A 15823-nucleotide genomic window follows, 5' to 3' on the forward strand; every position below is an offset into this window, starting at 1 on the left:
CCCGCTCCCGCAGGTACTGCGCAGGCCCCAAGGCCTGAGATACCTTGGCAGGAGCGGGTAAGCCCGCGAAGAAGCTACCGCAAAATGCCAGTTTAAGGACGACCGAGACATGGAACACCTGACCACGCTCAAGACCTTGCACATCATTGCCACCGCGCTGCTGTTTCTGGGTGCCCTGGGCCTGGCGATCTGGACCTGGCGCGCCCGCCGCCAGGGCGATGCCGAGGCCTACGCCAAGCTGCTGCGCCGGCCGTTGGTGTTCGTCTGGCTGGTGATGGGCCTGTGCCTGGTGAGCATGCCGTTCACCGGCTGGTGGCTGGTACACCTGGTGGGCTGGCCACTGGGGCAGACCTGGGTGTTGGCATCCAGTGTCATCTATACCGTCGGTGCGTTTGCCCTGTGGTGGCTGCTGGTGCGGCTGAACCGGCTGCGCAAGGCCAAGGTGGTCGGGTTGCGGTTCACCCTGGCGCTGGCGGTGTTCAGTGGGGTTTGCTTCCTGTCCATTGCCGGGCTGATGGGGGCCAAGCCGGTCTGACAGCCTTGTGCTGTTTGTGCCGGCCTCTTCGCGGGTGAACCCGCTCCTACAGGTACAGCGCAGCCCTCAAGGCCTGTGGTGATTCCTGTGGGAGCGGGCGTGCCCGCGAAAAGGCCGACACGCGAAACCTCAATCCCGCAGCGAGATCACCGGCCACCCACGGTTATCGGCCTCGGCCCGCAGGTCCGGGGCCGGGTCCACTGCCACTGCGTGGGTCACCCGCTGCAACAACGGCAGGTCATTCATCGAGTCGCTATAGAAGTAGCTGTCCTCAAGATCAAAGCCGTTCTCCAGCATCCAGCGCTCCAGCCGCGTCACTTTGCCTTCACGGAAACACGGTATATCGGTACTACGCCCGGTATAGCGGCCGTCGCGTATCTCGCACTCGGTTGCCAGCAACACCCGCACCCCCAGGCGCCGGGCGATCGGTGCGGTGACGAAGCGGTTGGTAGCAGTGATGATCACCAGTTGGTCGCCCGCCTCGCGGTGCTGCTGCAGCAAGGCCAGGGCCCTGGGCAGGATGATGGGCTCGATGCAGTCGCGCATGAAGTCGCGGTGCCATTCGTCGAGTTTGGCCATGGGTGTTGCCGCCAGGATCTCCATGGAAAAGGCCAGGTAGGCCTGCAGGTCCAGGGTGCCATTGAGGTAGTCCTGGTAGAAGCTGTCGTTGCGTTGCTTGTAGGCGACCGGGTCGAGAATGCCGCGCTCGCAAAGATAGTCACCCCAGGCATGGTCGCTGTCGCCACCGAGGAGGGTATTGTCCAGGTCGAATAAAGCCAGGCGCATCGCGGTCACTCGCATCAGCCACAGGGTAGGCCCGCAGAATACGGAGTTTTCACGCAGCTGCACATAAGCTTGGCGGGCGCGTTGCTGCGCTCGCAAGCTTTGTGGAACAATGCGTTGACATGCGTTTGCGAGGTTGCTGCCGTGATCGACCCGGATGGTTTTCGCCCCAATGTCGGGATCATTCTCACGAATGATGCCGGGCAGGTGCTATGGGCTCGACGGATCAACCAGGATGCCTGGCAATTCCCCCAGGGTGGTATCAACCCTGACGAGACGCCGGAAGATGCCCTGTACCGCGAGCTGAACGAAGAAGTTGGCCTTGAACGCGATGATGTAGAAATTCTTGCCTGCACCCGTGGCTGGTTGCGTTATCGTTTACCACAGCGGTTGGTACGTACCCACAGCCAGCCGCTGTGCATCGGCCAGAAGCAGAAGTGGTTCCTGCTGCGCCTGGTCAGCAACGAACAACGGGTGCGGATGGACCTGACCGGCAAGCCGGAATTCGACGGCTGGCGCTGGGTGAGCTATTGGTATCCGCTGGGCCAGGTTGTGACATTCAAGCGCGAGGTGTACCGACGCGCCCTGAAAGAGCTAGCACCGCGTCTTTTGACGCGCGACTGACGACGGAGTTCGACCCCGAGCCATGCTCAATACGCTGCGCAAGATCGTCCAGGAAGTAAACTCCGCCAAAGATCTCAAGTCGGCGTTGGGGATCATTGTCTTGCGCGTCAAGGAAGCCATGGGCAGCCAGGTCTGCTCGGTCTACCTGCTCGACCCGGAAACCAACCGCTTCGTGCTGATGGCTAGCGAAGGCCTGAACAAGCGCTCCATCGGTAAAGTCAGCATGGCCCCCAACGAGGGCCTGGTTGGCCTGGTCGGTACCCGGGAAGAGCCACTGAACCTGGAAAACGCCGCCGACCACCCACGTTACCGCTACTTTGCCGAAACCGGCGAAGAGAAATTTGCCTCTTTCCTGGGGGCGCCGATCATCCACCACCGCCGTGTGGTCGGGGTACTGGTCATCCAGCAAAAGGAGCGCCGCCAGTTCGACGAGGGCGAGGAAGCCTTCCTGGTCACCATGAGCGCCCAGCTTGCCGGGGTTATCGCCCACGCCGAGGCTACCGGCTCGATCCGGGGCCTGGGCCGTCAGGGCAAAGGTATTCAAGAGGCCCGCTTCGTGGGTGTGCCGGGGTCGCCTGGCGCCGCCGTAGGGCGTGCGGTGGTGATGTTGCCGCCGGCTGACCTGGAAGTGGTCCCGGACAAGACCGTCGATGACATCGACGCCGAACTCAAGCTGTTCCAGAACGCCCTGGAAGGTGTGCGCGACGACATGCGCAAGCTGTCGGCCAAGCTCGCCACCCAGCTGCGCCCGGAAGAGCGCGCGCTGTTCGACGTGTATCTGATGATGCTTGAAGACGCAGCCTTGGGCGGAGAGGTGACCGAGGTCATCAAGACCGGCCAATGGGCCCAGGGCGCCCTGCGCCAGGTGGTGGGTGAGCACGTCAACCGCTTCGAGCTGATGGACGATGATTACCTGCGTGAGCGTGCCTCCGACGTCAAGGACCTGGGGCGGCGCCTGCTGGCGTATCTGCAGGAAGCACGCTCGCAGTCGCTGGTGTATGCCGACAACACCATCCTGGTCAGTGAGGAACTGACACCGGCCATGCTTGGTGAAGTGCCGGAAGGCAAGCTGGTCGGCCTGGTCTCGGTACTCGGCTCGGGCAACTCCCACGTCGCCATCCTCGCGCGGGCCATGGGCATCCCCACGGTGATGGGCCTGGTCGACCTGCCGTACTCCAAAGTCGACGGTATTGAACTGATTGTCGACGGCTACAAGGGCGAGGTGTTCACCAACCCCAGCGAAGTGCTGCGCAAGCAGTACAGCGAAGTGGTCGAAGAGGAACGCCAGCTGGCCCAAGGGCTGGATGCACTGCGCGAACTTCCGTGCATCACCCCCGACGGCCACCGCATGCCCCTGTGGGTCAATACCGGCCTGCTCGCTGACGTGGCCCGTGCCCAGCAGCGCGGCGCCGAAGGGGTGGGCCTGTACCGCACTGAAGTGCCGTTCATGATCAACCAGCGCTTCCCCAGTGAAAAAGAGCAGCTGGCCATCTACCGTGAGCAGCTGGCAGCCTTCCACCCGCTGCCGGTGACCATGCGTACCCTCGACATCGGTGGTGACAAGGCGCTGTCGTATTTCCCGATCAAGGAAGAAAACCCGTTTCTCGGCTGGCGCGGCATCCGCGTCACCCTCGACCACCCGGAAATCTTCCTGGTACAGACCCGCGCCATGCTCAAGGCCAGCGAGGGCCTGAACAACCTGCGCATCCTGCTGCCGATGATTTCCGGCATTCACGAGTTGGAAGAGGCGCTGCACCTGATCCACCGCGCCTGGGGTGAAGTGCGTGATGAAGGTACCGATGTACCGATGCCGCCCGTGGGTGTGATGGTGGAAATTCCAGCGGCGGTGTACCAGACCAAGGAACTGGCGCGGCAGGTGGACTTTCTGTCGGTCGGCTCTAACGACCTGACCCAGTACCTGCTGGCGGTGGACCGCAACAACCCGCGGGTCGCCGACCTGTACGACTACCTGCACCCGGCGGTACTGCAGGCGCTGAACACGGTGGTGCGCGACGCCCATGGCGAAGGCAAGCCGGTGAGCATCTGCGGTGAGATGGCCGGTGACCCGGCAGCGTCAGTCCTGTTGATGGCCATGGGTTTTGACAGCCTGTCGATGAACGCCACCAACCTGCCGAAGGTCAAGTGGATGCTGCGCCAGATCAATATGGGCAAGGCCAAGGAACTGCTGGCCGAGGCCTTGAGCCATGACAACCCGCAGGTTATCCACAGCTCGCTGCAACTGGCCTTGAAGAACCTTGGGTTGGCGCGGATGATTGGGCCTGAGGCCAACAAGACCCTCTGACTGAGCGCTGCCTGTTCGGGCCTCTTCGCGGGTAAACCCGCTCCTACGCGCGGAGCGGGGGTGTGCACATCGGTGGCCCGGCACAGGCCGTTGTAGGAGCGGGTTCACCCGCGAAGAGGCCCGAGCAAACAACATCAAATGCTCAGGCCAACAACTCAATTTCCCCCAAATGCCCGCCAAAAGGCCCGAAGCTGCGCTCAACCAGCCGCCTTCGCCCCTGATTATCCACAATCAGCACTGTACTCGCCCGGGTCCCGTAATTCTGGCTGGCGATGAATACGCTCGACAGCAACTTCTCGGTCGCCAACCCCACGCCTGTCTCGGGTAGATCACCATCAGCCGCGGGCTCGTTGTCCGCAAGCAATGCCAGCAGCCTGTGCGGCTCCGGTGTGTCCAGCAGGCTCTGCAGCCCGTCACGTGCCTTCACCAGTTTCGGCCACGGTGTATCCAGCCCGGCGTTCGAAAGCCCGTAAACCCCAGCCTTCAGCAGGCGCGGCGTGGCCTCACGGGCATGCAGATAACCCAGTCGCTGCCCATCACCCACCAGCAGGTTGAACCCCGAGTACTGCTCGCTACGGCTGGCCACTTGGTCCAGGTAAGCCTCGACCCCCAGCTCCCCTTGCAGAAACGCCGCCACCAGTTCACCCCGCGAGCGAGGCCCCGGCGCCTGGCCTGGGTCGCGGATGTTGGTCAGCGCGGCAAAGCGCTGCTGTGGGCCTACGCCCAGCCAGGTACCGCCTGCCTCCAGGTCGCGCCCGGCATGCACCCCAGGTGCATCCTCCCAGGCCGCCAGGGGCTGAGTGGGGCGGGCATAGAATTCGTCGCGGTTGGCCGCCACGATCAGCGGCAGGGCGTGCCCTGGCCGCCAGGCAAATACGATCAGGCACATGGGTTGGGCCTCAGTGTTTTTTGTCACTGTACCCACAGGAGCGGTGCGGATCCATCCTGACACAGAGTTCACTAGAGCCACGAGCCCGGCTTCCGTTACCATGCCGGATTGATTTCTAGGAGAAGCCGAATGGAATTCGTGCTCTATCTGTTGTTGGGCGCCTGCGCCGGTGTGCTGGCCGGGCTGTTCGGCGTGGGCGGCGGCATCATCATCGTGCCGGTGTTGGTGTTCAGCTTTACCCTGCAGGGTTTCGACGCTTCGGTGCTGACCCACCTGGCAGTCGGCACGTCGCTGGCTACCATCGTCTTCACTTCTATCAACGCCGTGCTGGAGCACCACCGCAAGGGTGCCGTGCAATGGCCAATCTTCGCCTGGATGACCTTCGGCATCCTCCTGGGGGCGGGGGTCGGCGCCAAGACCGCCTCGCTGATCCAGGGCCCGTTGCTGCAAAAGATCATTGGCGTGTTCGCCCTGGTCATCGCCGCGCAGATGGCGCTGGACCTCAAACCCAAGGCCAGCCGTGGCGTCCCCGGCAAGCCCGCATTGATCGGCGCAGGCGGCGTAATCGGTTGGGCTTCGGCCATTTTCGGCATTGGCGGTGGTTCGCTGACGGTGCCGTTCCTCACCTGGCGTAGCCTGCCCATGCAGCAGGCAGTGGCCACGTCATCGGCCTGTGGCCTGCCGATTGCTGTGGCCAGTGCCCTGAGCTTCATGCTGCTGGGGTGGCACGAGGAGCACCTGCCGCCTAACAGCCTGGGTTACGTGTACCTGCCGGCGCTGGTCGGCATTGCCGTGACCAGCATGTTTTTCGCCCGCTTCGGCGCGCGCCTGGCGCACAAGCTGTCGCCCCGTTTGTTGAAACGCCTGTTCGCAGCCCTGCTGTTCTGTGTCGGCCTCAGCTTTTTGATTTGAATCGAGAGGAAGTTCCATGCTGCCTTACCCGCAGATAGACCCCGTGGCCTTGGCCATCGGGCCGCTGAAAATCCATTGGTACGGCCTGATGTACCTGATCGGCATCGGCGGTGCCTGGCTGCTGGCCTCACGCCGGCTGAACCGCTTCGACCCCACCTGGAACCGCGAGAAGCTGTCCGACCTGGTGTTCTGGCTGTCGATGGGGGTGATTGTCGGCGGGCGCCTGGGCTATGTGCTGTTCTACGACCTGCACGCCTACCTGGCCAACCCGACGCTGATCTTCGAAGTGTGGAAGGGCGGTATGTCGTTCCACGGCGGCTTCATCGGCGTGATGCTGGCGGCCTTGTGGTTCGGCAAGCGCAACAACAAGTCGTTCTTCGAGCTGATGGACTTCGTCGCCCCGCTGGTGCCGATCGGCCTGGGCGCCGGGCGTATCGGCAACTTCATCAACGCCGAGCTGTGGGGCAAACCCACCGACGTACCATGGGCGATGATCTTCCCGCCGTTCAGCGACCCGGCCCAGTTGCCGCGCCACCCGTCGCAGCTCTACCAGTTCGCCCTTGAGGGCGTGGCGCTGTTCGTCATCCTGTGGCTGTTCTCGCGCAAGCCACGGCCGACCATGGCGGTGTCGGGAATGTTCTCGTTGTGCTATGGCATCTTCCGCTTTGCCGTGGAGTTTGTCCGGGTGCCGGATGCACAACTCGGTTACATCGCGTTCGGCTGGCTCACTCAAGGCCAGTTGCTGTGCATTCCGATGATAGTCGGTGGCCTCGTCTTGATCTGGTGGGCTTATAATCGCAAGCCCACGGCGAAACCCGCCTGATTAATCCCACGGCAGGGGCGATCCCCCTGCCGTTTTTGCTACAGGTAAGCCATGAAACAGTATCTGGACCTGGTCCGCGACGTCATCGACAACGGCACGTTGCAAGGAAACCGCACCGGCATCCGCACCATCAGCCTGCCGGGCGCGATGCTGCGTTTCGACCTGCAGAAGGGCTTTCCGGCCATTACCACGCGCAAGCTGGCGTTCAAGTCGGCGATTGGTGAAATGGTCGGTTTCCTGCGTGGCGTGAAGAACGCCGGTGAGTTTCGCGAGCTGGGCTGCAAGGTCTGGGACCAGAACGCCAACGAAAACGCTCAGTGGCTGGCCAATCCGTTTCGTCAGGGCCATGACGACCTGGGCGAGATCTATGGCGTGCAATGGCGCCAGTGGCCGGGCTACAAGCGCATCCCGCTGAGCAACCCGGCGGCTATCGAGATGGCCGAGCAAGCCGGTTTCCGCCGCATTGCCCAGGACGAAGAGGACGGCGTCGCGTTCGTCATCCTGTACAAGGCGATCGACCAGGTGCGCCAGTGCCTGGACACCATCGCCAACGACCCGGGTAGCCGCCGCATCCTGTTCCACGGCTGGAACTGCGCGCAACTGGACGAAATGGCACTGCCTCCGTGTCACTTGCTGTACCAGTTCCACCCGAATGTCGAGACCAGGGAAATTTCCCTGACCCTCTACATCCGCTCCAACGACCTGGGGCTGGGCACGCCGTTCAACCTCACCGAAGGCGCGGCACTGCTGTCGCTGTTCGGCCGCCTGACCGGCTATACACCGCGCTGGTTCACCTACTTCATCGGCGATGCCCATGTGTATGAAAACCACCTGGACATGCTGAACGAGCAGCTCAAGCGCGAGCCGTTGGAAGCGCCGAAGCTGGTGATCAGCGACCGTGTTCCGGCATTTGCCGAAACTGGCAAGTATGAGCCGGAGTGGCTGGAGAAGATTGAGCCGAGTGATTTCTGGCTGGAAGGTTATGAACACCACGCGCCGATGACAGCGCCGATGGCGGTCTGATAGATCTCCATTGTTTGAACTGGCCTCTTCGCGGGTGAACCCGCTCCCACAGGCTGCTGCACAGGCCTAAGTCGTGCGCGGTCCCTGTGGGAGCGGGTTCACCCGCGAATCTTTTGGCTCAATGCCCGTGACTGCGCCCCACATGCGAATGTTCGGTATCCGGCACCGATACCGCCCCGTTCGTCTCCAATTGCTGCAAGATCGCGCATTCACTCCCCTGCGCGTTGCAGCGCCGCCGCAGCTCCACCAACTGCTCCTGCAATGCCACCAAGCCATCGATCCGCGCCTGAACATGCTCGATATGCTCGTCGATCAGCGCATTGACGCTGCCGCACGCGTCGTCGGGGCTGTCGCGCAGGCGTAGCAGGCTGCGAATTTCGTCCAGGGTCATGTCCAGCGTGCGGCAGTTGCGGATGAAGGTCAGCCGCTCCACATGGGCCTGGGTGTACAGCCGGTAGTTGCCGTCGCTGCGTGCTGGCTCCGGCAGCAGGCTTTCACGCTCGTAGTAGCGGATGGTTTCCACCGCGCAGTCGGTGGCTTTGGCCAGTTCTCCGATCTTCATCACGAAATCTCCAGCAAAGAGGCTTGACCCTATAGTGGCTACAGGGTGTTCACTTGGCAACAGGCTCAATTTAAGGATGACCCATGAACCAGCCTGTCAGCCACGAACACAAGCATCCGCACGATCACGCTCATGGCGATGACGACCATGGCCATGCTGCCCACGGCCACAGCTGCTGCGGCGCCAAAGCCGCGCCGCCGCTGGTGCAACTGAGCGAAACGGCCAGTGCCCAGGCACAACTCAGTCGTTTCCGCATCGATGCCATGGACTGCCCCACCGAGCAGACCCTGATCCAGGACAAGCTGAGCAAGCTGGCCGGTATCGAACAGCTGGAATTCAACCTGATCAACCGCGTGCTTGGCGTGCGCCACACCTTGGACGGCACCGCCGATATCGAGCGGGCGATCGACAGCCTCGGCATGAAGGCCGAGCCGATCGCCGCCCAGGACGATGGCAGCGCCAGCGTGCCACAACCGGCCAAGGCCCACTGGTGGCCACTGGCATTGTCGGGCGTTGCCGCAATCGCCGCCGAAATCGTGCACTTTGCGGCACTGGCCCCGGAATGGGTGGTGGCGGGACTGGCACTGGCAGCGATCCTCGGTTGCGGCCTGGGTACCTACAAGAAGGGCTGGATTGCCCTGAAAAACCGTAACCTCAACATCAATGCGCTGATGAGCATCGCCGTGACGGGGGCCGTATTGATCGGCCAGTGGCCGGAGGCGGCTATGGTGATGGTGCTGTTCACCGTTGCCGAACTGATCGAAGCGCGCTCGCTGGACCGTGCGCGCAATGCCATCGGCGGGTTGATGCAGCTGACCCCGGACATGGCCACGGTGCAGCAGGCCGATGGCCTGTGGCGCGAACTGGACGTGCGTGATGTGGCCATCGGCGCACTGGTGCGGGTGCGCCCGGGTGAGCGCATCGGCCTGGACGGTGAAGTGGCCAGTGGGCAATCCAGCGTCGATCAGTCGCCGATTACCGGCGAAAGCCTGCCTGTGGAGAAGGATGTGGGCGACAAGCTGTTCGCTGGCACCATCAACCAGGCGGGGGCGCTGGAGTTTCGCGTCACCGCCGCTGCCGGGCAGTCGACCCTGGCGCGGATCATCAAGGCGGTGGAGGAAGCGCAGGGCGCGCGGGCGCCTACCCAGCGCTTCGTCGACCGGTTCTCGCGCATCTACACCCCGGTGGTGTTCGCCATTGCCCTGGCCGTGGCGCTGATACCACCGCTGTTCATGGCTGGCGCCTGGTTCGACTGGGTCTACCGGGCCTTGGTGCTGCTGGTTGTGGCCTGCCCATGCGCGCTGGTGATCTCGACCCCGGTGACCATCGTCAGTGGCCTGGCCGCTGCAGCGCGCAAAGGCATCCTGATCAAGGGTGGCGTTTACCTGGAGGGTGGTCGCCACCTGGACTTCCTGGCCCTGGACAAGACCGGCACCATCACCCATGGCAAGCCGGTGCAGACCGACGGCAAGGTACTCGTACCGCTGTTCGAAGACCGCGCGCAAGCCTTGGCGGCAAGCTTGGGCGAGCGGTCGGACCACCCGGTGTCCCGCGCCATTGCCGAGTTCGGCAAGCAGCAAGGCCTGGCCTTGAGCGAGGTCAGTGACTTTGCCGCCCTGGCCGGGCGCGGCGTGCGTGGCGTCATCGCCGGCGAGGTCTACCATTTGGGCAACCACCGCCTGGTCGAGGAACTGGGGCTGTGTTCGCCAGCGCTGGAGGCCCAACTGGATGCGCTGGAGCGCCAGGGCAAGACCGTGGTCCTGCTGCTCGACCGCTCCGGGCCACTGGCACTGTTCGCCGTGGCCGACACGGTCAAGGACAGCAGCCGTGAGGCGATCGCCGAATTGCATCAACTGGGTATCAAGACTGTCATGCTGACCGGTGACAATCCGCATACTGCGCAGGCCATTGCCGCCGTGGTGGGGATCGACCGCGCCGAGGGCAACCTGTTGCCGGCCGACAAGCTGAAAACCATTGAGGCGTTGTACGCCCAAGGCCATCGGGTGGGCATGGTCGGTGACGGCATCAACGACGCTCCGGCGCTGGCCCGCGCCGAAATCGGCTTTGCCATGGCTGCTGCCGGCACCGACACCGCCATCGAGACGGCCGATGTGGCGCTGATGGACGATGACTTGCGGAAAATCCCGGCCTTCGTCAGGCTGTCGCGCCAAAGTGCGGCGATCCTCATGCAGAACATCGTGCTGGCATTGGGCATCAAGGCGATGTTTCTGGCGATCACCTTTGCCGGCATGGCCACGATGTGGATGGCGGTGTTCGCTGATATGGGCGTGAGCTTGCTGGTGGTGTTCAACGGCTTGCGCCTTTTGCGCAAATAGAGGACGTACATGCTGAGTTCCGAGCTGAAGGCCTTCTACATGGTGGCCCGTCTGGGCAGCATCACCCAGGCGGCGAAGAAGCTTGGCCTCAGCCAGCCCACGGTGACCACGCAGATCCGCAGCCTGGAAGGCCAGTACGCCGTGGAGCTGTTCTACCGCGGCGGGCGGCGCCTGGTGTTGAGCGAGGAGGGCTTACGCCTGCTGCCGATGGTCAAGGCGCTGCTGCAGCAGGAAGCCGACATCGAATTCGAGCTGCGCAACAGTGGCCAGGCCCAGGGCAGCCTGCGCATCGCTGCTACTGCGCCTTACTACATTCTCGACCTGGTCAAGGTCTATCGTGAACGCCTGCCACAGGTTGAAGTGGCGGTAGAGATCGGCAACTCGCAGCAGGTGCTGGAAATGCTCGAGGATTACCGGGTGGATATTGCCGCGTCGTCGCAATGGGTGGAGGACGCGCGGTTGGTGCGGCGGATACTGGGCACTGACCCGTTGGTGGTGGCGGTGCACCGCACCCACCCGCTTGCCCATCGCCAGACGGTGTCGATCGAGGTGGTGTCGGGGCATTGCCTGCTGATGCGCGAGAAGGGCTCGACCACACGCAAGCTGACCGAGCAGATGATGCAGGAGGCCGGGGTCAAGGCCGGCGCCCTGATGGAAATCGGCAGCCGCGAGTCGATCCGCGAAGCGGTGCTGCGCAATATCGGCATCAGCGTGATTGCCCGCCATGAGGTGCCGCACAATCCCGAACTTCGGGTGCTGGCGCTGGAAAATGCGCCGGTGATGCATGAGTACCTGTATTGCCTGAAGGAGCGGCGCCAGGCCCGGTTGCCGGCGGCATTCCTGGGGGTGGCGCAGGAAGTGGCCGGTTCGCAGTTCTAGATTCGTGTTGGCTTCTTCGCGGACAAACCCGCTCCTGCATTTCTGTGTACCCGCATGCCTGCATTTTCCGCGTACACGCATTCCGTTGTAGGTTTTTCCCGCGAAGAGGCCGGCACAGGCCACTACTAAATCTGCCTATACAACTATCACCGGCTTTTGCCTTACAGCCACAGAACCTTCGCACAGCCTGCCTAGCATGGCCCCATCTCTTCGATGAGGCCATGCCATGAACCACACCACCCCCGGCGCACAGATAAAAGTGTGCAACATCCACAAGCGCTTCGGTGCCTTCACGGCGCTCAACGATGTCTCGCTGGACATCGCCGCGGGCGAACTGGTGTGCCTGCTCGGCCCATCCGGCTGTGGCAAGACCACGCTGCTGCGTTGCATTGCCGGCCTGGAGCGCCAGGATCGCGGTACGCTGTACATCGGCGAACGCGATATCTCCAATCTGTCTCCCCAGGCGCGGGACTACGGCATCCTGTTCCAGTCCTACGCGCTGTTTCCCAACCTTACCGTCGAAGCCAATATCGCCTATGGCCTGACGGGCAGTGGTCGGGAGCAGGCCCGTCAGCGGGTGGCCGAAATGCTCGAACTAGTAGGCCTGACGGGCAGCGAGAAGAAGTACCCAGGCCAGCTCTCCGGTGGCCAGCAGCAGCGTGTGGCCCTGGCCCGCGCGCTGGCACCGTCGCCATCGCTGCTGCTGCTCGATGAGCCGATGTCGGCGCTGGACGCCCGGGTGCGCGAGCACCTGTGCACCGAACTGCGTCAACTGCAGCGCCAACTGGGCATCACCACGTTGATGGTTACCCACAACCAGGACGAGGCCATGTTGATGGCCGACCGCATTGCGGTGATGAACAACGGCCAGGTCGAACAGTACGCTACCCCGCAGGAAATCTACGACCACCCGGCCACGCCGTTCGTTGCCGAGTTCGTCGGCCAGGGCAACTGGCTGCCTTTCCAGCGCAGCAGCGATAGCCATGCCCAGGTCGGCGACATGAACATGCGCCTGGCGCCGGGTTCAGTCCAGGCCAGCAGTGGCCGGCTGTTCTGCCGCCCGGAAGCGATCACGGTCAACCCGGTGGTGCACGAAGAAAACCTGTTCCCGGCCATGGTCCGCGAAATCACCTTCCTCGGTAACCGCTGCCGCATGAGCTTTGAACTCAAGGCTCTGCCAGGCCATGCCCTGCTGGCCGAGCTCGCCCCCGAGGCCATGCCGCGCCTGGGTTCGCAGGACATCTGGGTGGCGTTGCCACCGCAGAGCCTGCAGGTGTTTGCCTGAGATGGCCGCGCCAATGTCCGTGCCGTTGAGCCAGGCCAAAGCCACGCCGCGTGCTGGCGTCGCCCTGGGTGACCGGCTGTTCGTCGTCGGCGGCAAGAGCGTGCTGCTGATTCTGTTGGTGCTGGCCGTGCTGATGCCGTTGCTGGCGATCTTCTGGCGTGGCTTCAGCGGTGAAGCGGGCCAGGGCGGTGGCTTGCTGGCGGCCCGTGAACTGTTCGCCAGCGCCAGCTTCCACTGGTTGCTTGGCAACAGCCTGTCGGTGGCCTTCACTGTCGCGGCCATTGTGGTACCGCTGGCCTATTTGTTCGCCTTTGCCCTTCAACGCACGTTGATCCCGGCCAAGGGCCTGTGGCGGGGGATTTCGCTGCTGCCATTGCTGGCACCGTCGATGCTGCCGGCCATCGCCCTGGTCTACCTGTTTGGCAACCAGGGCCTGCTGCGCGGGTTGCTCAGCGACAATATCTACGGCTTCTGGGGTATCGTGCTGGGCGAGGCTATCTACACCTTCCCGCATGCGCTGATGATTCTGCTGTCGGCACTGTCACTGGCTGATGCTCGCCTGTTCGATGCGGCCTCCAGCATGGGGGCAGGCTCGTGGCGGGCGTTCACCAGCATCACCTGGCCGGCCTCGCGCCAGGCGGTATTCGCGGCGTTTTGCCTGGTATTCACGCTGACTATCACAGACTTCGGTGTACCGGTCGTGGTGGGGGGCGACTATCAAGTGCTGGCGCTGGAAGCCTACAAGGCGGTGGTGGGCCAGCAACAGTTCGGCCGTGGCGCGCTGATCGGCATGGTGCTGCTGTTGCCGGCCCTGTTCAGCTTTACCGTCGACGCCTGGCTGCGCCGACGCCAGGGCGAGTCCATGGGTGGCCGTGCGCAGGTGTTCGAACCCAAGCCATCACGCGGCCGCGATGCCTGCTTCCTGACCATTGTGCTGCTGGTGTGCGCGGCGTTGCTGTTGGTGATCGGCATGGCGGTGTACTCCTCGCTGGTCACTTTCTGGCCCTACAACCTGTCGTTGTCGCTGCGCCACTACATGTTCGAAGACACTGCCGGTGGCGGCTGGCTGGCCTACCGCAATAGCGTGACCATGGCCATTGGCACCGCGCTGATTGGCAGCATCGTGATCTTCACCGGTGCCTACCTGATGGAGAAGACCCAGGGCCAACGCCTGCTCAACCATGCGCTGCGCCTGCTCAGCTTCATCCCCATGGCCGTGCCGGGCCTGGTGCTGGGCCTGGGCTACGTATTCTTCTTCAACCTGAACGGCAACCCGCTGCATGTGCTGTACGGCGGCATGGGGTTGCTGGTGGTGTGCACCATTGCCCATTACCTGACCACCGCGCAGATGACCGCGACCACCGCCCTGCGCCAGCTCGACGGCGAGTTCGAGGCCGCCGCGCTGTCGTTGAAAGCGCCGCTGTACAAGCACTTCCTGCGCGTGACTGTGCCGATCTGCTTGCCGGCACTGCTGGATATCATCCGCTACCTGTTCGTATCGGCGATGACCACCGTGTCGGCAGCGATTTTCCTGTACAGCCCCGACACCATCCTGGCTGCCGTTGCCGTGCTGAACATGGACGACGCCGGCAACGTTGGTGGTGCCGCCGCCATGTCCACCCTGATCCTGCTGACCAGTGCCGGCGCCTCATTGTTGCTGGCTGCAGCCTCGCGCGGCCTGCTGCGCCGTTCCCAAGCCTGGCGCCAACGCGCCGCGACCGTCTGACTTCCAAGGAACCTACCCATGCACAAGCACCTTACCCTTGCCGCTGCCGTTTCCGCCGTGTTCAGCCTGCAGGCTTCAGCCGCCGATACCCAGCTGACGGTCTACACCGCCCTGGAAGCCGAACAGCTAAAAACCTACAAGCAGGCCTTCGAGAAGGCCAACCCGGATATCGAGATCAAGTGGGTGCGTGATTCCACTGGCATCATCACCGCCAAGCTGCTGGCCGAGAAAGAGCGCCCGCAAGCCGATGCTGTGTGGGGGCTGGCGGCATCGAGCCTGGCCATCCTCGACCAGAACGGCATGCTCGAAGCCTATGCGCCGAAGGACCTGGGCAAGATCTCCGGCAATTATCGCGACGCCGCCAACCCGCCAGCCTGGGTCGGCATGGACGTGTGGGCCGCCACCATTTGCTTCAATACCATCGAGGCCGAGAAACAGGGCCTGAGCAAACCGGTGAGCTGGCAGGACCTGACCAAGCCCGAGTACAAGGGCAAGATCGTCATGCCCAACCCGGCTTCGTCCGGTACCGGCTTCCTGGATGTCAGTGCCTGGTTGCAGACCTTTGGCGAGCCGCAGGGCTGGGCCTACATGGACGCGCTGCACCAGAACATCGGCCAGTACGTTCATTCCGGCTCAAAGCCGTGCAAGCTGGCGGCGGCGGGCGAGTTCCCGATCGGTATTTCGTTCGAATACCCGGCCGTGCAGCTCAAGCGCCAAGGCGCGCCGTTGGACATCGTGCTGCCAAAGGAGGGTTTGGGCTGGGAGATCGAGGCAACCGCGGTGATCAAAGGCTCGCCCAAGGCGGATGCGGCCAAGCGCCTGGCCGATTTCTCGGCCAGCCCGGCGGCCATGGAACTGTACAAGGAAAACTTCGCCGTACTGGCCGCGCCGGGCATCGCCAAGCCGCAGACCGAGCTGCCGGCGGATTATGAGCAGCGGCTGATCAAGAACGACTTTGCCTGGGCCTCGAAGAACCGCGACCAGATTCTGGCCGAATGGCGCAAGCGCTATGACGGCAAGTCGGAGAAGGTGGTCCAGCAGTAACGCTTCACTATTGCAGGGCCGGCCTCTTCGCGGGCAAACCGCGAAAGGGCCGGCCCTGCTGGCCAATTTCCACCTGTCGTTCACTGTTGCTGCCGCTACC

Annotated in this window: 14 protein-coding genes; 11 read left to right on the top strand and 3 right to left on the bottom strand. The window is 63.3% G+C overall.

The window, feature by feature from the left end; all coding sequences use genetic code 11:
* Positions 1-109 precede the first annotated feature (109 nt).
* Entirely contained in the window at positions 110-535 is a 426-nt protein-coding gene (locus tag J3A98_RS25540; protein ID WP_209969319.1) for a DUF2269 domain-containing protein, read from the top strand.
* Positions 536-664: 129 nt separating this feature from the next.
* Here the strand turns inward: J3A98_RS25540 and J3A98_RS25545 are convergent, their stop codons facing one another.
* Entirely contained in the window at positions 665-1321 is a 657-nt protein-coding gene (locus J3A98_RS25545; RefSeq protein ID WP_209969324.1) for an HAD family hydrolase, read from the bottom strand.
* 141 nt (positions 1322-1462) lie between these two features.
* Between J3A98_RS25545 and J3A98_RS25550 the strand changes: the two genes are divergently transcribed.
* Both J3A98_RS25550 and ptsP read left to right on the top strand, forming a co-directional pair.
* Complete coding sequence (locus J3A98_RS25550; protein ID WP_003249017.1) at positions 1463-1942, top strand: RNA pyrophosphohydrolase; 480 nt, start codon at positions 1463-1465, stop codon at positions 1940-1942.
* Between the two features lie 22 nt (positions 1943-1964).
* On the top strand, positions 1965-4244 hold the full coding sequence (ptsP, locus tag J3A98_RS25555; protein ID WP_176685692.1) for a phosphoenolpyruvate--protein phosphotransferase: 2280 nt from the start codon (positions 1965-1967) through the stop codon (positions 4242-4244).
* A 142-nt stretch (positions 4245-4386) separates the two neighbouring features.
* On the opposite strand, the gene J3A98_RS25560 is transcribed toward ptsP, so the two are convergent.
* Positions 4387-5133 (bottom strand): NRDE family protein, encoded by a 747-nt coding sequence (locus tag J3A98_RS25560; protein WP_209969327.1) that lies wholly within the window; start codon positions 5131-5133, stop codon positions 4387-4389.
* A gap of 129 nt (positions 5134-5262) precedes the next feature.
* Between J3A98_RS25560 and J3A98_RS25565 the strand changes: the two genes are divergently transcribed.
* The 3 genes from J3A98_RS25565 to J3A98_RS25575 are packed head-to-tail and all read left to right on the top strand — an operon-like array spanning position 5263 to position 7891.
* A complete protein-coding gene (locus tag J3A98_RS25565) occupies positions 5263-6045 on the top strand; it encodes a sulfite exporter TauE/SafE family protein (RefSeq protein WP_176685690.1) in 783 nt (260 codons plus the stop codon).
* A 16-nt stretch (positions 6046-6061) separates the two neighbouring features.
* A complete protein-coding gene (gene lgt, locus J3A98_RS25570) occupies positions 6062-6868 on the top strand; it encodes a prolipoprotein diacylglyceryl transferase (RefSeq protein WP_010955678.1) in 807 nt (268 codons plus the stop codon).
* 51 nt (positions 6869-6919) lie between these two features.
* Positions 6920-7891, top strand: coding sequence for a thymidylate synthase (locus J3A98_RS25575; RefSeq protein ID WP_010955677.1), 972 nt, complete (start codon positions 6920-6922; stop codon positions 7889-7891).
* 118 nt (positions 7892-8009) lie between these two features.
* Here J3A98_RS25575 and cadR read toward each other — a convergent pair whose 3' ends face one another.
* Positions 8010-8453, bottom strand: coding sequence for a cadmium resistance transcriptional regulator CadR (gene cadR / locus J3A98_RS25580; RefSeq protein WP_176685688.1), 444 nt, complete (start codon positions 8451-8453; stop codon positions 8010-8012).
* A gap of 83 nt (positions 8454-8536) precedes the next feature.
* Here cadR and J3A98_RS25585 point away from each other — a divergent pair, with 83 nt between their 5' ends.
* The 5 genes from J3A98_RS25585 (at position 8537) to J3A98_RS25605 (ending at position 15723) form a co-directional block, all read left to right on the top strand.
* Positions 8537-10789, top strand: coding sequence for a heavy metal translocating P-type ATPase (locus tag J3A98_RS25585; RefSeq protein WP_209969330.1), 2253 nt, complete (start codon positions 8537-8539; stop codon positions 10787-10789).
* Between the two features lie 9 nt (positions 10790-10798).
* Entirely contained in the window at positions 10799-11668 is an 870-nt protein-coding gene (locus J3A98_RS25590) for a LysR family transcriptional regulator (RefSeq protein WP_176685686.1), read from the top strand.
* A 226-nt stretch (positions 11669-11894) separates the two neighbouring features.
* On the top strand, positions 11895-12953 hold the full coding sequence (locus J3A98_RS25595; protein WP_209969334.1) for a putative 2-aminoethylphosphonate ABC transporter ATP-binding protein: 1059 nt from the start codon (positions 11895-11897) through the stop codon (positions 12951-12953).
* A 1-nt stretch (position 12954) separates the two neighbouring features.
* Complete coding sequence (locus J3A98_RS25600) at positions 12955-14679, top strand: putative 2-aminoethylphosphonate ABC transporter permease subunit (RefSeq protein WP_209969337.1); 1725 nt, start codon at positions 12955-12957, stop codon at positions 14677-14679.
* A gap of 18 nt (positions 14680-14697) precedes the next feature.
* On the top strand, positions 14698-15723 hold the full coding sequence (locus tag J3A98_RS25605; protein WP_209969339.1) for a putative 2-aminoethylphosphonate ABC transporter substrate-binding protein: 1026 nt from the start codon (positions 14698-14700) through the stop codon (positions 15721-15723).
* The last annotated feature ends 100 nt before the right edge of the window (positions 15724-15823 follow it).

It is taken from the genome of Pseudomonas sp. BP6 (genome assembly GCF_017875935.1).
Classification (GTDB): domain Bacteria; phylum Pseudomonadota; class Gammaproteobacteria; order Pseudomonadales; family Pseudomonadaceae; genus Aquipseudomonas; species Aquipseudomonas putida_Y.